Raw genomic sequence first — 14,253 nt, forward strand, 5'->3', positions numbered from 1 at the left:
CGGGTCCGCAGTCGGGGTGCAGCTTGCGGGCACGCGCTCGCTGTTCGGCGGTCAGCGGGCCGGGATCGGTGTGGCAATCCCACAACTCGGCCGAAGCCAGCATGTGCTGATGGCTTCGGCGATCGAAATAGGAGCCACTCACCGCCACACCCCGATCCCCGGCGTCCGGTCGAGACCGGCCCAGCGGGTCGTCAGCGACGGCTCGTAGCCCGCTCCCGCGCTCACCCCATGACCCAGCACCGTGGCCACCCACGACCAGAACACCGGATAGTCGACCGAGGTCGTGACAGCGAGCCGAATCCCTCGGGCTGCCAGCCGTATTCGCGCCTCGGGACTGGCGTCGAGGCGCTTGTCGCCGGTCTCGGCGAAATCGAGGCCCGCGGCGGTAGCGACGGCCAGCACGCCGGCGGCCTGGGAGGTGTGGTGGCGGGTGCGGGTGAAAAAGCGTGCGTAGTTCTCGGCGACGGCGCGCGCCCATCGGGGTGCGTGTGGCGCGGCGAGTAGTTGGTAGACCTCGCTGTCAGTGTGCACCTGCATCTCCGGCGCCAGGACCATTTCCGAGGCGACCAGCGACATATCCAGGCCCGCCTGTAGGGCCGCAGTGGCGCTGTGGGGGTCCAGGCGCAGGTGGCGGGTGCAGCGGCCGGGTTCGCGGTCGGTCATGGTGCCGCCGGTTTGGGTGATCACCAGCCGGTCGGCCAGCTTCGGTGCGACGGCGAGCAGGTGCGCGAGGTTGGTCATCGGGCCGTGCCCGATCCACACCGCCCGCGAGGTCGCGCCCAGGACCGCATGAACTTCCGCGGCGAGCGAGCGCGTCGACAACCCCGCCTCGGTGGGGACCGCGTCGGGTACGAGCCCGTCGCACACCCACCGCGCGCCCGCGCCCGGCGCGTCCGGGCCGGCGAGCACGATCACGCCGGTGCGACCGCACAGGTTCAGCACGTGCCGGACCAGGCGGGCGCGTTGCCCGCCACCGAATTCGTCGCAGGTGACCACGAGCCGCAACGGCATGGTGATGGCCGCGACGACCAGGGCGAGCAGGCTGTCGGGGTCATGTCCGGCGTCGGTGCACACGATGGTTGGCAGCCGGCCCAGCGGTCTGGCCGCGCGCACAGGGGTGCGCTCGGCAAGGCCCGCTGCGGCGGCCGGGATGGGGGTCATCGTCGTTTCTCCGTTCGTGATCGGGGAGGCCGCGCGGTCCAGCACTGCGCGCGGGTTGCGTTGCGCCTCAAGCTGTTCCGGGACGCCGGCCGTCTTCGGCTAGGTCAGGTGGAGGGGCAGTGCGCGGTGTCCGTTGGAGATGAAGCTGGGGATGGTGCCCAGCTCCTCAGGTGTCACGGCTAGTCGCATGGTGGGGAAGCGCTGGAACAGGGCGGGCAAGGCGACAGCGGCCTCGAGGCGGGCCAAACCCACGCCGAGGCACAGGTGCGGGCCGTACCCGAACGACAAGTGCGCCAGGTTTTTTCGGGTGAGATCGAACCGATCGGGCTGGTGGCCGTAGACGGGGTCCAGGGCGAGAGCGGCGTAGGAGATCAGGATCGGGTCACCCCGTTCGATGGTGGTGCCGTCGAGGTGGATGTCGTCCACGGCATACCGCAGCGGCACGTGGGCGACCGGCGGCCGGAACCGCAGCGCTTCCTCGATGACCTCCGACCAGTCGGCTTGGCCTGCGCGTACGGCCGCGTACTGGTCGGGGTGGTCGAGGAGGGCGAGGATGGCTTGGTCGAGGAGGTTGACGGTGGTTTCGTGGCCGGCGCTGATCACCATGAGCAGGGTGTCGAGGAGTTGTTGTTCGTCGAGTTGCTGGTTGGCGGGGTCGGTGTAGCCGATCAGCAGCCGGGTCAGGTCCTCGGGGCCGGGATGGCGGCGGCAGTGGGCGACGAGCTCGCTGAGCACGGTGTACATCAGGGTGTGGCTGGTCGCGGCGTCCTCGGGAGTCAGGTCGGTGGCGAACAACCCGTCGACGGCGGCGCGCAGATCCTTGCAGAGGTGTTCGGGCACGCCCATCAACTCGGCGATGACCCGGATCGGCAGCGGGTAGGCGAAACGTTCCCGCACATCGGCCGGCTCACCCGTGGGTGTGGTGGCGAGGTCGTCCAGCAGGTCTGAGGTGATGGCCTCGATCCGCGGGCGCAGGGCGGCGATACGGTCACGGGTGAACGCCGGGGAGAGCAGCTTGCGCAGCCTGCGGTGCTCGGCGCCGTCGGCGGTGAACATGTTGTTCACCGCGACCCACAGCCACAGCGGCCAGTCCGGACCGATCTCCCCGTTGACGAACGCCGGCCAATGGCGGGAGTTCTTGGAGACCTTCGGATGATTCAGCAGCAGTCTCGCCAGGTCGGGGTGGGTGATCGACCAGGCGGGAACCGCGCCGGGTAGCTCGACGACGGTGAGTTCTCCCCGGGCCCGCAGTTTCGCGGCTTCGCCGGTGATGTCGACGCCCTCGGGGTTGAGTACGTAGGGCGTGATCGTGGTGTCCATCAGGTACTCCTGTTATTTCTGTGGAACGGGTGTGAGCTCGGGGAAGATGACGGGCAGTTCGGTCAGTGCGCGGTGGAAAGGGCCTGGGCGCCAACGTAATTCGCCGGGCGTGCCGCGCAGTCGCATATCGGGGAGGGCGTCGAGGAGCTGGTCGATGGCGTCGACGGCGATCAGGTAGGACACGTCGGCCGCTGGGCAGCGGTGCGGTCCGGCGCTGAAGGCCAAATGCGAGGCGTTGGCGCTGTAGTCCCCGCCGGAGCTGATCGCCGGGTCGGCGTTGCAGGCCGCCATGCTGATCACCACCGGCTGGTTGGCGGGCAGCAACACGCCCTCGATCAAGACGGGGTGGCGTGGATAGGAGATGCAGTAGTTCGCCAAGGGCGGATTGCGGAACAGCACCTCGTCGAGGGCGTTCCTGGTCAGGAGGCTGCCGCCGAGCAGATGCCCGCCGAAACGCTCGTCGGTCAGCATCAGCAACAGCGTGTTGGCGATCAGATAGACCAGCGGTTCGATCCCGGCGGCGTAGATGGTTGCCAGCTGCTGGGCCACCGCGGTGTCGGTCAGCTCGACAGGATGGGCGAGCATCCGGGAGGTGACGTCGTCGTTCGGGGTGACGCGTTTGAGAGCGACCAGATCGGCCAGGGCCCGTTCGAACAGCGCCGAGCCGTGCCCCGCGTCGGCGCCTGCGTCGAACATCGCCCGGACGCCGGCGGCGACCTGCTGCCCGATCTCGGGCGGACATCCGAGTAGGGAGTTGAGCACGGCGAAGGCCAGCGGGTGCGCGTAGTCGCCGATGAGATCGGCCTCGCCCTGCTCGCCGAAGGTCTCGATCAGTCCCATCGCGATCGTTTCCACGCTCGCGTGCAGGGCGAACATGTCGATCCCGGCCAGGGCGGCGGTCGTGGGTTGGCGGTAGTGGTAGTGATCGAATCCGCTGCTGCGCAGCGCGTTCGGCCGCCATTCCGTCATCGGCAGGATCGGGCACTGCGGCGGGATCGAGCGTTGCCAGCGCCGTGGGTCGGCGGGGAAGCGGTCCGGGTCGTGCAGGATCGCGCGGGCGGTGTCGTAGGCGATGACCAAGGTCGCGGGAATCCCTGGCGCGAGTTCGACTGCGGCCAGCGAGGGATGTCTGGCGCGCATTTCGGCGTGGATGCGCTGAGGGTCGGCGGCGTAGGCCTCGGAGTAGAGGGCGATACGTGGGCCGCCGGTATCGGGCGGTGTAGCTGGTGGCGGATAGCCCGATGCGGGCACGGAGTAGGTCACGACCGAGCTCCGATACGTGGCAGCACCGACTCATGGCGACGGTGCTGCTTGGTGCGGGGGTCGGTGTTCTTTGCCCCGTGCGCCGGTTCGGCCGGCGTGGCCGGTGTGGTCGCGGTCTCCGATTCCAGCCAGTCCAGGAAGCTGTCGTAGTCGACCGAGTCGCTGACCTGGACTGCCCGCCCGGCCGGGTCGGTGGAGAGGTGCGCGTCCTCGGCGATGCGGATCCGTTCGGGCCGGAACCTCACGAATCCCAGATCCAGTGCTGCACTGAGAGTCAGCGGGCCGTGCATCCAGGACCCGGACCGTGTGAGGCACCAGATCGCGATGTTCGCGCCCGGCAGCTGGGCCCAGCCGGGCGCGTTGGGGCCGGTGAGGCGCTGGTAGAGCGGCCACTGCGGGCCGACCCGGATCTGCTCGGCGGCGGTGTGCTCGCTGAGCACCAACCGCACCTTGGGCAGCATCCGCAGCACGGTCCCGGCCGAGGTCGGATCGAGAGAGAGGTTATGGCTGGCCCGACCGGGATGGCGGTCGCGGTCCGGGTCGAGCCAGCCTCCCATCTGCACCAGCTCGATCTGCTCGGCCAGATGCGGTGCGGCCAGCAGCAATTCGGCCAGATTGGTCATCGTCCCGCACCCGAGCCAGCGCACCGGCTGGGTCGTCTGCTCGATCCGCGCGCGCAGCCGATCGAGCAAGTCGTCGAGGTCGAAACGAGGTGCACGCGGCAACTCGGTGAGCAGTGCGTGGCTCAGCGAGATCCGGTGCCCACCGAGACTTGCGCCGGTGATGACCGGGACATCGTGGCGGCCGAGGCCGTCGAGAAGGAGGCGGGCGGCGCGGGCCCGTAAGCCGTCGCCGCTGTCGGGGGCGGGGACCTCGTCGGCGGTGACCACGATCAGGGACTCGACGGTGCGGGCCGCGGTGATGAGCATGATCGCGTCATCGGGATCGTGGAAGATGTCGGTGTCGACGATCACCGCGCGCTCGTCGACCGCGGTGTCGGTCGCCGCCGGCGTCGCGGAGAGTGCTGCAAGCAAGAATGGCTTCTTCCTGGTGCGGAGTCGGTATCTCGGGGTGGTCTGTCAGCTCAGGTCGAGAGGACCTTCTGGCTCGCTGGTGTGGCTGCACAGAGCGCCGGCCAGGATGGCGTGCGCGTCGGCGCGGTAGGCGGCGATCTGGCAGAGGCGGTCGAAAGTCCGGGTCGCCAAAGCGAGTTCGCGCGCATCGGTCGAGGTGGTGACGCCGATGACGGTCTCGATGTCCACGCTGTGCTCGCGGAGAACGAAATTCGCGCCCGGAGCGACCAACGGGGCGTCCACGGGCACGATCCCGATCTCCACGTTGGGCCCGGCGTGGGTGAGCACAGCTTGGAGATGGCGGATTTGCTCGGCCATGACCTCGGGGCCGCCGACCGTGCGCAGCAGAGCCGCCTCGCCGATCAGGAGACAGAACTGGTGATCGGGGTTTCCCAGCAGGCGCTGACGTGCCAGGCGCGCGGTGACGGCCTGCTCGATGTCATCGGGCACGTCGAGCACGTCGACGCAGGCGGAGAAGACCGCGGTGGCGTAGGCGCGGGTTTGCAGTAATCCGGTGACCAGGTGCGGGTTGTAGGTTCGCTGCAGCACGGTGCTGGCCTCGAGGTCGAGCAGGCTGGCCTGCAAGGGCGCCAAGCCGCCCGCGCAGCTGGTGTAGGTGCTGATGTGAGTCACGGTCTTGTCCTGTTCGAGGGGTTGTGAATGGTCGGTGTGAGCACTGTCGGCGCGCACGAATACCGACCCACTCATGAAGCGGAGCGCCCGGCCATGGGCATCAATGCGCGCGCGGGGTCAGGGGAGCGTCGACGTAGTAGAGGCGTTGGGGGAGTTCAGGCACCGGGTGTCTGCTGGTCGTCGCTGTCGCGACGCGATTCCTTGTCCTCGGGTGGCTCCCACCCCGCCAACTCCCATTGCTCCGGGGGAGGCGAGCCGTATTTGCGCCATTCGCGTGCGTAGCCGAGGTAGCCGTCCCACACCGCCGCCCAGTGGTGGCCGGTTCGGTCCTGGACGGCTACCTCGAGGTCATCGCGGATCTCGCACAACAGGGTGGTGAACGGGAACCCGATAGTCGGGCCGAGGTCGTCGTGCCACCGCGCCCGGTGGGAGCGGTTGGACCACTCGCCACAGAAGGTGCGGCGCAGTGCCTCTCCGAGGTACATGCTCAGCTGATCGGTGATCTCCCGGCGCTGCGGGAGCCACAGCGACTGCGCTGTCGGGAAGTGGTGCAGCGCGATCTCTTCCGCACGCAGCAGGCCCTCGCGGCACCACGGATTCGACGCGTAGGCCGGCATCTCCCGGCGCACGAAATCGGTTACCTCGCTTTCGATGCGTGCTCGCCAGGCCAGCCACTGCGGGGCCTGCTGGTCGAGGTCGTAAGACTCAGTCCTGTGGTTCACGGCAGGCTCCCGGTGCTGGGCTGGGTTGAGGGCGGTTCCCAACCGGAGATTTCGGTGGCGTCGGGATCGTCGAGGTCGTCGACGATCCCCACGGCGGGGCCGACGACCTCGCCGACGTGGACCAGTTCCCACCAGCGCGCCGCCGAGATATCGCGCAGGCGCGCCATCTGTTTGGGTGCCGAGGTAGTCGACGGTGGACGGCCGTTCGAAAGGCGGCTCGCCCGGAATCCACAGCTGGGCAACATATTTGGAAAAGCCCAGGCGTATTCCGATCCTGATGTCGGGTTCGGGCACCCACAGCGTCTTGTTGTACTTGCGCTGGCACAGGCTGAAGTAGTCGATGCCGACCGTGATGCACAGGCCCGTCAAGCTCAGGAACCGAGTTTCGATCGGTTCGCCCTCAACACCTCCGGGATGCTCGGTGGTCGGATGTTTTGGTGGAGTGACTGTTTGGGGCACGGCGATCACCACTGCCTGAGGGCGACGAGAAGACGTTGCAGCTGAGGGGCAGTGATGGAGTAGTGACCGCGCGGGCAGGGTCGGCCACCGCCGGAATCGACACGCACATGGCAGGGGAAGCGTTGAGGCAGTCGCGGGTTAGGGCGGCGGCACGCTGGCGTCGGGATCATGGGTGCTCACCCGCGCTTCGGCGGAGCACGCCACCGGTTGTCGGGTCGTAGATCTGGCCGGAGTCAGCGGCGAGAATGCCGACGGTCAGGTTCGCGGGAAACTCTCGGCGGGCGAAGTGGTTCAAGGCCGGGGTGACGACGGCGCTGGCGCCGACGCGTTTCACCATGCCGACCAGGGCCTGCATCGACGCCTCGGACTCACTGGAGACGGCCATGGTCTTGCGCAGGTTGTAGCCGTGGTCGGCGGCGGCGCTGCGCATCTGGGCCTCGTCCCAGCGCTGGTTGTCGCGGCTGATGTCTGTTCGGAGGTAGCCGATCGCAGACCGTCTTTTGCTCATCGAAACTCGCCCTTCAGATGTGGGGGAGGGTTGGTAGGACACCGCAGAGTGGCGATGTAGGTATGTGTCTGGTGTGGCGATCTCATGCCGCGCGCCGCCACCACCTGCTGGAATGCTTCGTGTCGGCGCGCGGCCGGTTCGGGTCGGTATCCATGCGCGCGATGAGGCCCAGCAGTTCGCGGTTGGTCAGGCCGACCTCTTCGGCGCACGGGGCGATCTTGTCCAGGAGTATCGCGAGCTCATCGGCCGCACCTATCAGAAATTCGGCGTTCTCGGCACTGACCTTCCGGCCCGGCAGAATCGAAGCCGCCCACCACCCACAGCCCCAATAGCTGGCGTAATGGCTCGTCAGATCGCTGCTGATCAGATGTGCCGATACTGTGACGGTCATCGGGACCACCCTTTAGTCGAATCGCTCAAAAGCGTTGCACCCCTCTGCTTTACGACCATCGGCTTAGCGTCCGGCCCAGCTGTGCGGCTTGTTGGTCGTCGGAAGAAGGTGTGATTGACAGTCACCGTAGGCCCGGACATGGAGCCGTTGCCCCTGGTCACAGGTGTGAGTTCTATACGTGACGCGTATATTCGCGCGGTGATCGGCCAGCCGCGGACTAACCTGCTGGTATGAACGGCGGTAGCGCCCGACGTCAGCCCCAGGATCGGACAGAGGCCCGAAAGTCCGGGCCTCGAGCGCGGTATTGCGTCGAATGCGGGGCGCGGATGGCTCACGGCAGCTCCGAAACGCGCTGCACACGGTGCAGTGGAAGCAACCATGCCCCGGTCCTGCCACGCTCGGCATGGCGCGAGGGCCGGTTGCGGGATGCGCTCGCGTCCCGTGACATGGCCGCAGTCGTGCGCGCCTACCGCCACCACACGTTCCACGGCCCACGGCCGCTTCCCCAGGTGCGGCTCGCGCGTTGGCTGCACATCACCCAAGCCCAACTCAGTCGCATCGAGAACGGGCACAACAGGATTCGTGATCTCGACACCCTCATCCACTATGCGCGCTGCTTGGGAATTCCTGCCACGCTGCTGTGGTTCGACCTGGGCGAGGTACCTGCAGTGCCGCAGCGCGAGCAGCCCCCCGAGCTCGTCCGGCTGCCCGGCGGGCGCGCGGTGCCCGCGGCGAGCGCCTCTGTCCAGGTGCCGATCGCCGATTCGCTGCTGGCCCAGCTCGAGCAGTACGTGACCACTGACATGCTCTGTGGTCCGCGCTCGCTGATACCGGTAATCGAACAGCAGATGGTGTTCCTCGATCAGTTGCTGGCGAGCAGCTCGGGACGCGGGCGAGACCGGCTGCTGTATGTCTCGGCGCGTTACGCGGAATTCATGGGATGGCTGCGCCAAGACACAGGTGACTTGAACGCCGCGATGTCGTGGTCGAACACCGCGCTCGACAAAGTCGAGGAGTTCGGCGACCCACGATTTCTGTCGTATGTGAAGATGCGCAAGAGCAACATCGCCAGCGACGCCGGCAATCCCCGGCTGGCGATCGCCCTGGCCACCGACGCGCTCTCGGACCCAGACCTGCTGACGCCTCGGGTTCGTGCCGTGGCGCTGCGTCAGCAGGCCTACGGTCACGCATCCAGCGGCGACCCGGTCTCCTGTGCGAGGGCACTGGATCGGGCATACGAGTTGGCCGCCGAGGTCGGCGACGAGCATCCGTCGACCGACATGGCCGCCTACTGCACCACCGGCTTCGTCGCGATGGAAGCAGCTCATTGCTGGGTCGAGCTGGGCAAACCCGCTCTTGCGTTGGAAACCTTGCAGAACGGTCTGGCGAACTGGCGCCCCGATAGTCGTCGAGATCTCGGAGTGGGAATGGCGCGTCTGGTGCTCGCTCATGCCGGCCTCGGCCAACCCGACGAAGCGCTGACCGTGGCCGGACACGCGCTGAATATCCTCATCGACACCGGGTCGGCGCGCACCGTCCGGCAACTGCGAATCGCTGCGGGCAGACTGGAGGCACTCGGGTATCGCGGCCACGCCAGCGAACTCGGCCATGCGCTGGCACAGATCCTGCGCAAACCCGCACCGACAAGGAGTATGGAGTGGACCTGATCACGACCGCGACCTCCACCGACGTAGCGAGCCGGGCCGCGAAGGTCGCTGTCCTGCCCGTCGGTAGCTTCGAGCAGCACGGTGATCACCTGCCGCTGTTCACCGACACCGCGATCGCCTGCTTGATCGCCCAACGCCTGGCCGAGACCTACGAGTTGATGCTGCTGCCGCCGATCACAATGTCGTGCTCGCACGAACACGAAAGCTTCCCCGGCACCGTCAGCATCAGCGCGGCCACCCTGATCGCCATGATCGACGACATCCGCGCATCGTTGCAACGCTCCGGCGTGGACAAACTGGTGTTGGTCAACGCCCACGGTGGCAACTACGTGCTGTCGAACATCGCCTTGCAGGCCAATGTGCACGGCCGGCACGTCGCGGTGTTCCCGGGCAAGGAGGAGTGGAATACCGCTCGCGAGTATGCGGGGATGGCCACCAACGCCCACGACGACATGCACGGGGGCGAACTCGAAACCTCGATCCTGCTGTACGCCCGCCCCGACCTCGTGGGTGAAAGCTGGTGCACTGCTGATCATGACGCGGTCGATCGCCGGTATCTGCTGATCACCGGCATGGGCGAATACACGACCAGCGGCATCATCGGCAACCCGTCCGCGGCCACTGCCGCCAAAGGCCGCGCAGCACTGGAAAGTCTGGCTGCCGGCTTCGCCGACCATTTGAAGGCGCTCGGCGGCAGCTGAGCACAGAACAGGCGCGCAGATGTCGAACAGCGCTGGGGCAGAGTTCCATTCCAGCTGCTCAGCATCTGTCAGGTCGAGCCCCTTGAGGTAGGGCGTGATCGAGTCCAGCAGGGCGTCATTGCGATCGGCTGTGCGCATCCGCTCCTCAGCCTGATCGCGGAAGCCTTCGCGGCGGCGCGGGTGCATGGACGTCTGCCACAAGGTGCAGTACCCGTTGAGGGCCTGGTGATTCGCCTGGTCGGTGGTCATCAGCCGTTCGGGCTTTTCGACCGTCATCGAGCCTCCTTAACCCGGCGGGGCGGGTTCAGATGAGGCTTCAAATCCTGGTAGAGCGGTCCCGATCACGGGGTGATCATCTGGTCTGCACCGGTTCGCATCTGGTGCGCATCACGGACTGACAGCGCGGGAGCGTCCGTAGCCTGGAGCCATCACTTCGGGGCAGTGTGGGTGATGGAGAGGACGTGACCAGGGTGGAAAGTCAGGCCCATAACCTTCTCGGTCAGCTGTTGGCGCGGAAGAGGTTTACCACCACCGAATTCGTCAAAGCCTTCAGGGAGACCTCCGCCGCCATGGTCGAACGCGGCGAGGCAGCCAAACAAACAGACATTTCCTGGCCGCAAGCGCGACGGTGGCTCAAGGGCGAGACCAGCTTGCCGCAGCCAATCGCCTGCCGCGTCCTGGAAGTGATGTTCCAAGAACACCGAGTGACAGCAGAAGAGCTGTTCGGACCGCCGGCCGTTTCGGATCCCGGCCCGCCTGAACTGCTTGGGCAGGAGGTGACGGCGCTCTTGTGTCTACCCGCTCAGGCTGTCCGGGCAGAGAGCTCGGATGGACCCACCGACATGGAGGAGATGACCAGAATGGCGGCAGCCGAGTCCGCCGCTTTCGGAGCCTTCGCTGAGCAATCCAACGTTGGTCCGGTTACGATCGAGCAACTGATGGCAGATCTGGAGCGTATTGTCACCGAGTACCCCAATCGACCGATCGGCCCGCTCTTCAGCGAGTTGCGTGCACTGCGCAATCGCGCCTTCACTCTCCTCGAAGGCCACCAGCCGCCCAATCTCACTATCGATCTCTACGTGATCGCGGGAACCGCCTGCGCGGTCCTGGCCAACGCCAGCTTCGACCTCGGATCACTTCCAGCCGCGAAAACGCAGGCTCGGACCGCGATGTTGTGTGGTGAAATCGCCCAGCACAACGGACTGCGAGCGTGGGTGCGCGGCCTACAAGCCCTTATTGCCTACTGGGACGACCGCTACCGCGAGGCCGCGGACTACGCCGAGCAGGGATGGCACTACGTACCCGAGGCCGGTACAGCGCGGGTCCGCCTGGCTTCCATCGAGGCCCGAGCACGGGCACGCCTGCGCGACGAGCGAGGCGTCAGGGACGCTCTCGCTCGCGCAGAGCAGGCCCGTGAACGAATTCGACGACCCGACGAACTCGCAGGCATGCTGGCCTTCCCCGTCGCCAAACAGGCGTACTCCTCTGCCAACGCACTACTGTGGGTGGGTGGCGATGCCAACTTGGTCGAAGCCGAACGATTGGCCAGCGAGTCGCTCCAGCTCTACCTCGCCGACCCACCTGAGCTGCGACGACTTGGCGAAATGTCACTGGCCAGACTCGATCTCGCAGTTGCGCGTCTGCACCGGCGAGATCTCGACGGCGCCGCGCACCAGATCGAATTGGTCCTCGAAACCGGAGGAAACCGACGAATCGAAAGCGTCGGGAGACGACTCAACCAAATTCGCATCGCGCTCGAACGCCCCTACTTTCAAACCGCCTCGCTCGCGTTGACATTGAACGAGCGGATCAAAGAATCACCCGTGGCCAGCGTCCGCGCACTCACCCCAGGGAAGTCGCAATGATCATCGGTCTGCTTCACCCCGGCAACATGGGCGCAGCTATCGGCGCACGCCTGAAATCCAGCGGGCACACCGTGCTCTGGCACCCCGCACACCGCAGCCAAGCAACCCGGGACCGGGCAACCAGAGCCGGACTGACCACATGCGACAGCCTCACTGAGCTGCTCAACCAAGCCGCGACCGTCCTCTCTGTCTGCCCCTCAGCGGCCGCGCTCTCCATCGCCGAGGAAGTCGCGCGCTGCGAGTACGCCGGTGTGTATATCGACGCCAACGCCATCAGTCCCAAGCAGATGGTGCACATCGCCGATCTGGTCGGCAGCGCCGGTGCCGATGTCGCCGATGCCACGATCTCCGGCCCGCCGCCAGATGCCGAATCATCGCCCAAATTCTTCCTCGCTGGCCCAGATCACGCCGTCGGCGTAGCGGCAGAGCTGCTCGAGGAAGCCAGGTTCGCAGTCGATGCGCTGAGTGAAACCATCGGTGCCGCAAGCGCTCTCAAGATGGCGCTGATCTCCTACCAGCGACCCGCCCGACTGCTGGCGGCCATCGCCCACGGTCTCGCGGGCTCCTACGGCGTCACCGAGGCGTTCACCGCTGAGGCCGATCGTGTCGGCACCGACATCCTCGGAGAACGCGGCGCGCTACCGAGCGTCGCAGCCCGCGCGTGGCGATGGATCCCCGAACTGCACGAGGTCGCTCAAAGTCTCGACATCAACGGGCTGCCCGACGAATTCGCGACCGCGGCGGCGCGACTGTACGAGCTCTTCATCGACGACAAAGACAACTGGGAGCTCGCACCAGAAGACGTCATAAAGCGGCTCGAGAATAGTCAGTCCAGGAGGTAGCTATGCTACCGATCCAGATCGCGGTGTGCGGCCCGCGCCACTGCACCACCGCCGACTCCGACAATGCCCGCGAGATCGGCCGCCTGCTGGCCGAACGCGGAGCAGTCGTGTTGTGCGGCGGCGGGGACGGCGTAATGGCCGCTGTCGCCGAAGGAGCCTCAAGTGCGGGCGGTCTCGTCGTCGGTGTCCGTCCGGATACCGATCCGGACGGAGTTTGCGAAGGCCTCTCGGTCGTCCTTTTTACCAACATGGGTGAAGCGCGCAACGCGATCTTGGTGTGGTCGGCTTCAGCGGTGATTGTGGTCGGCGGCTCGTGGGGCACGCTGTCCGAACTCGCGCTGGCCAACAGGCGCGGAGGCGTGCCGGTGATCAGTATCGGCGGCTGGAAAGTCTTTGATGCCGAAGGCGATCCAGTCATGGCTGCCCATGAAGTGGCGACGCCTGCGGAAGCTGTCGAGGTCGCGCTGTCGCACACCGGCTGACGGCGAACCGCAAGCGTTGCCGCGATCGACAACCACGGGTCCGCACCGCCGCGGCGGTGCGGACCGCATCGCGCCCTCGGGGCACGTGCCTGTGTTCGACCCGATCACCGTGACTTGCTGGTGGGAGAGAGCTGAGGAAGGGTGTGGGTATGACCGAGGCCTCGTCGTCTGCGTCAAACTCACCGAGCTGGCCCATCCAGCACAGCTATCGCCAGGACCTGTTTCGTGGAACTGCGGAGTTCTACAGCCAATACCGTCCCGCCTACCCCGATGCCATGTTCGCGGACCTGATTCGTCGCGCAGGCGACGGCGGGCGCCTGATCGATCTCGCGTGCGGCACAGGCGAGATCGCGATCCCGCTGGCCTCGAGGTTCGCCGGGGTTCAAGCGGTTGATCTCGAGCCCGACATGGTCGAGGTGGGCCGTCAGAAGGCGGCGGCAGCAGGCGTGCGCAATATCGAATGGAGTATCGGCAAGGCCGACCTGGCGGTCGCCGCACCCGTCGACCTCGTCACGATCGGCAACGCCTTCCACCGGCTGGACCGACCGCTCATCGCCGAGCGTGCGCGAGGATGGCTCTCTCCGGGTGGGTGTTCAGCGGTCCTGGGCAGCAGCACACCCTGGAGCGGTTCCCAGCCGTGGCAGCACGTCGCGGTCGACGTTGTCGCCCACTGGGCCGGCGGGCCGGGAAGCCCGGCCAGTAGCAGCGCTGCACCCGTTGGCGGCCGGGCGCGGCGAACCCACGAAGACGTACTGTGCGACACCGGGTTCGTCGAGGTGACCGAGTATCAGTTCCCGACACAACATACCTGGACGGTGGACGAATTCCTGGGCTTCCTGTGGTCGACTTCGTACACCGCACCCCTACGGGAAAATCCGTCGCGGGCAGCGGAATTCGAGAAAGATATGCGGACTAAGCTGAGTGGCTTCGCGCCATCGGGGCAGTTGCGGGAGACGATCGCCCACTACTACATTCTCGCCCGAAATCCTTAGCCGCTGTGCTCGACGGCGGAGATCGGGGTGGTGGCTGAGTTCGCCCGCCCGGCCCGCGCCGGGTGTCAACAACGAGTTGCTGAGCGGTGTCGGTGTGCCGGCCCGGCGTAGCGCGTTCGCCCACACCCGCCGCGCTGCGGCGTGAGCGAGCAGGTCCCCGCTGGCCTCGGCGGT

Annotated in this window: 15 protein-coding genes; 6 read left to right on the plus strand and 9 right to left on the minus strand. The window is 66.7% G+C overall.

The window, feature by feature from the left end; all coding sequences use genetic code 11:
- Window positions 1–138: 138 nt before the first annotated feature.
- The 9 genes from AB0I43_RS39585 to AB0I43_RS39625 all read right to left on the minus strand — a co-directional run bounded on the left by AB0I43_RS39585 (window position 139) and on the right by AB0I43_RS39625 (window position 7,530).
- Window positions 139–1,161 (minus strand): nucleoside hydrolase, encoded by a 1,023-nt coding sequence (locus tag AB0I43_RS39585; protein WP_357433984.1) that lies wholly within the window; start codon window positions 1,159–1,161, stop codon window positions 139–141.
- 99 nt (window positions 1,162–1,260) lie between these two features.
- Window positions 1,261–2,481, minus strand: a complete 1,221-nt coding sequence (locus tag AB0I43_RS39590) for a cytochrome P450 (RefSeq protein ID WP_357433986.1) — start codon at window positions 2,479–2,481, stop codon at window positions 1,261–1,263.
- Window positions 2,482–2,493: 12 nt separating this feature from the next.
- Window positions 2,494–3,744, minus strand: coding sequence for a cytochrome P450 (locus tag AB0I43_RS39595; RefSeq protein ID WP_357433988.1), 1,251 nt, complete (start codon window positions 3,742–3,744; stop codon window positions 2,494–2,496).
- On the minus strand, window positions 3,741–4,778 hold the full coding sequence (locus tag AB0I43_RS39600; RefSeq protein ID WP_357433990.1) for a nucleoside hydrolase: 1,038 nt from the start codon (window positions 4,776–4,778) through the stop codon (window positions 3,741–3,743). The genes AB0I43_RS39595 and AB0I43_RS39600 overlap by 4 nt, the downstream gene beginning before the upstream one ends.
- A gap of 45 nt (window positions 4,779–4,823) precedes the next feature.
- Entirely contained in the window at window positions 4,824–5,450 is a 627-nt protein-coding gene (locus AB0I43_RS39605; RefSeq protein ID WP_357433992.1) for a DUF5753 domain-containing protein, read from the minus strand.
- Window positions 5,451–5,605: 155 nt separating this feature from the next.
- Complete coding sequence (locus tag AB0I43_RS39610; RefSeq protein ID WP_357433994.1) at window positions 5,606–6,172, minus strand: hypothetical protein; 567 nt, start codon at window positions 6,170–6,172, stop codon at window positions 5,606–5,608.
- On the minus strand, window positions 6,169–6,339 hold the full coding sequence (locus AB0I43_RS39615; protein ID WP_357433996.1) for a hypothetical protein: 171 nt from the start codon (window positions 6,337–6,339) through the stop codon (window positions 6,169–6,171). The genes AB0I43_RS39610 and AB0I43_RS39615 overlap by 4 nt, the downstream gene beginning before the upstream one ends.
- A 458-nt stretch (window positions 6,340–6,797) precedes the next feature.
- Window positions 6,798–7,139, minus strand: coding sequence for a hypothetical protein (locus AB0I43_RS39620; protein WP_357433998.1), 342 nt, complete (start codon window positions 7,137–7,139; stop codon window positions 6,798–6,800).
- 82 nt (window positions 7,140–7,221) lie between these two features.
- A complete protein-coding gene (locus AB0I43_RS39625; protein WP_357434000.1) occupies window positions 7,222–7,530 on the minus strand; it encodes a hypothetical protein in 309 nt (102 codons plus the stop codon).
- Between the two features lie 446 nt (window positions 7,531–7,976).
- On the opposite strand from AB0I43_RS39625, the gene AB0I43_RS39630 reads away from it, so the two are divergent.
- From AB0I43_RS39630 to AB0I43_RS39655, 6 genes are all read left to right on the plus strand, one after another.
- Complete coding sequence (locus AB0I43_RS39630) at window positions 7,977–9,197, plus strand: XRE family transcriptional regulator (protein WP_357434002.1); 1,221 nt, start codon at window positions 7,977–7,979, stop codon at window positions 9,195–9,197.
- Complete coding sequence (locus AB0I43_RS39635; RefSeq protein ID WP_357434004.1) at window positions 9,188–9,898, plus strand: creatininase family protein; 711 nt, start codon at window positions 9,188–9,190, stop codon at window positions 9,896–9,898. Before AB0I43_RS39630 ends, AB0I43_RS39635 begins: the two co-directional genes overlap by 10 nt.
- Before the next feature lie 461 nt (window positions 9,899–10,359).
- The gene (locus AB0I43_RS39640; RefSeq protein ID WP_357434006.1) at window positions 10,360–11,763 is read left to right on the plus strand and encodes a hypothetical protein; all 1,404 of its coding nucleotides are present in this window, start codon (window positions 10,360–10,362) and stop codon (window positions 11,761–11,763) included.
- Entirely contained in the window at window positions 11,760–12,605 is an 846-nt protein-coding gene (locus AB0I43_RS39645; RefSeq protein ID WP_357434008.1) for an NAD(P)-binding domain-containing protein, read from the plus strand. The genes AB0I43_RS39640 and AB0I43_RS39645 overlap by 4 nt, the downstream gene beginning before the upstream one ends.
- Window positions 12,606–12,607: 2 nt before the next feature.
- Complete coding sequence (locus AB0I43_RS39650) at window positions 12,608–13,087, plus strand: dethiobiotin synthetase (protein ID WP_357434010.1); 480 nt, start codon at window positions 12,608–12,610, stop codon at window positions 13,085–13,087.
- Window positions 13,088–13,236: 149 nt separating this feature from the next.
- The gene (locus AB0I43_RS39655) at window positions 13,237–14,079 is read left to right on the plus strand and encodes a methyltransferase domain-containing protein (protein ID WP_357434012.1); all 843 of its coding nucleotides are present in this window, start codon (window positions 13,237–13,239) and stop codon (window positions 14,077–14,079) included.
- Window positions 14,080–14,253 lie beyond the last annotated feature (174 nt).

Origin of the sequence: Nocardia sp. NPDC050435, assembly GCF_040655395.1 — a bacterium.
Taxonomy (GTDB): Bacteria; Actinomycetota; Actinomycetes; order Mycobacteriales; family Mycobacteriaceae; genus Nocardia.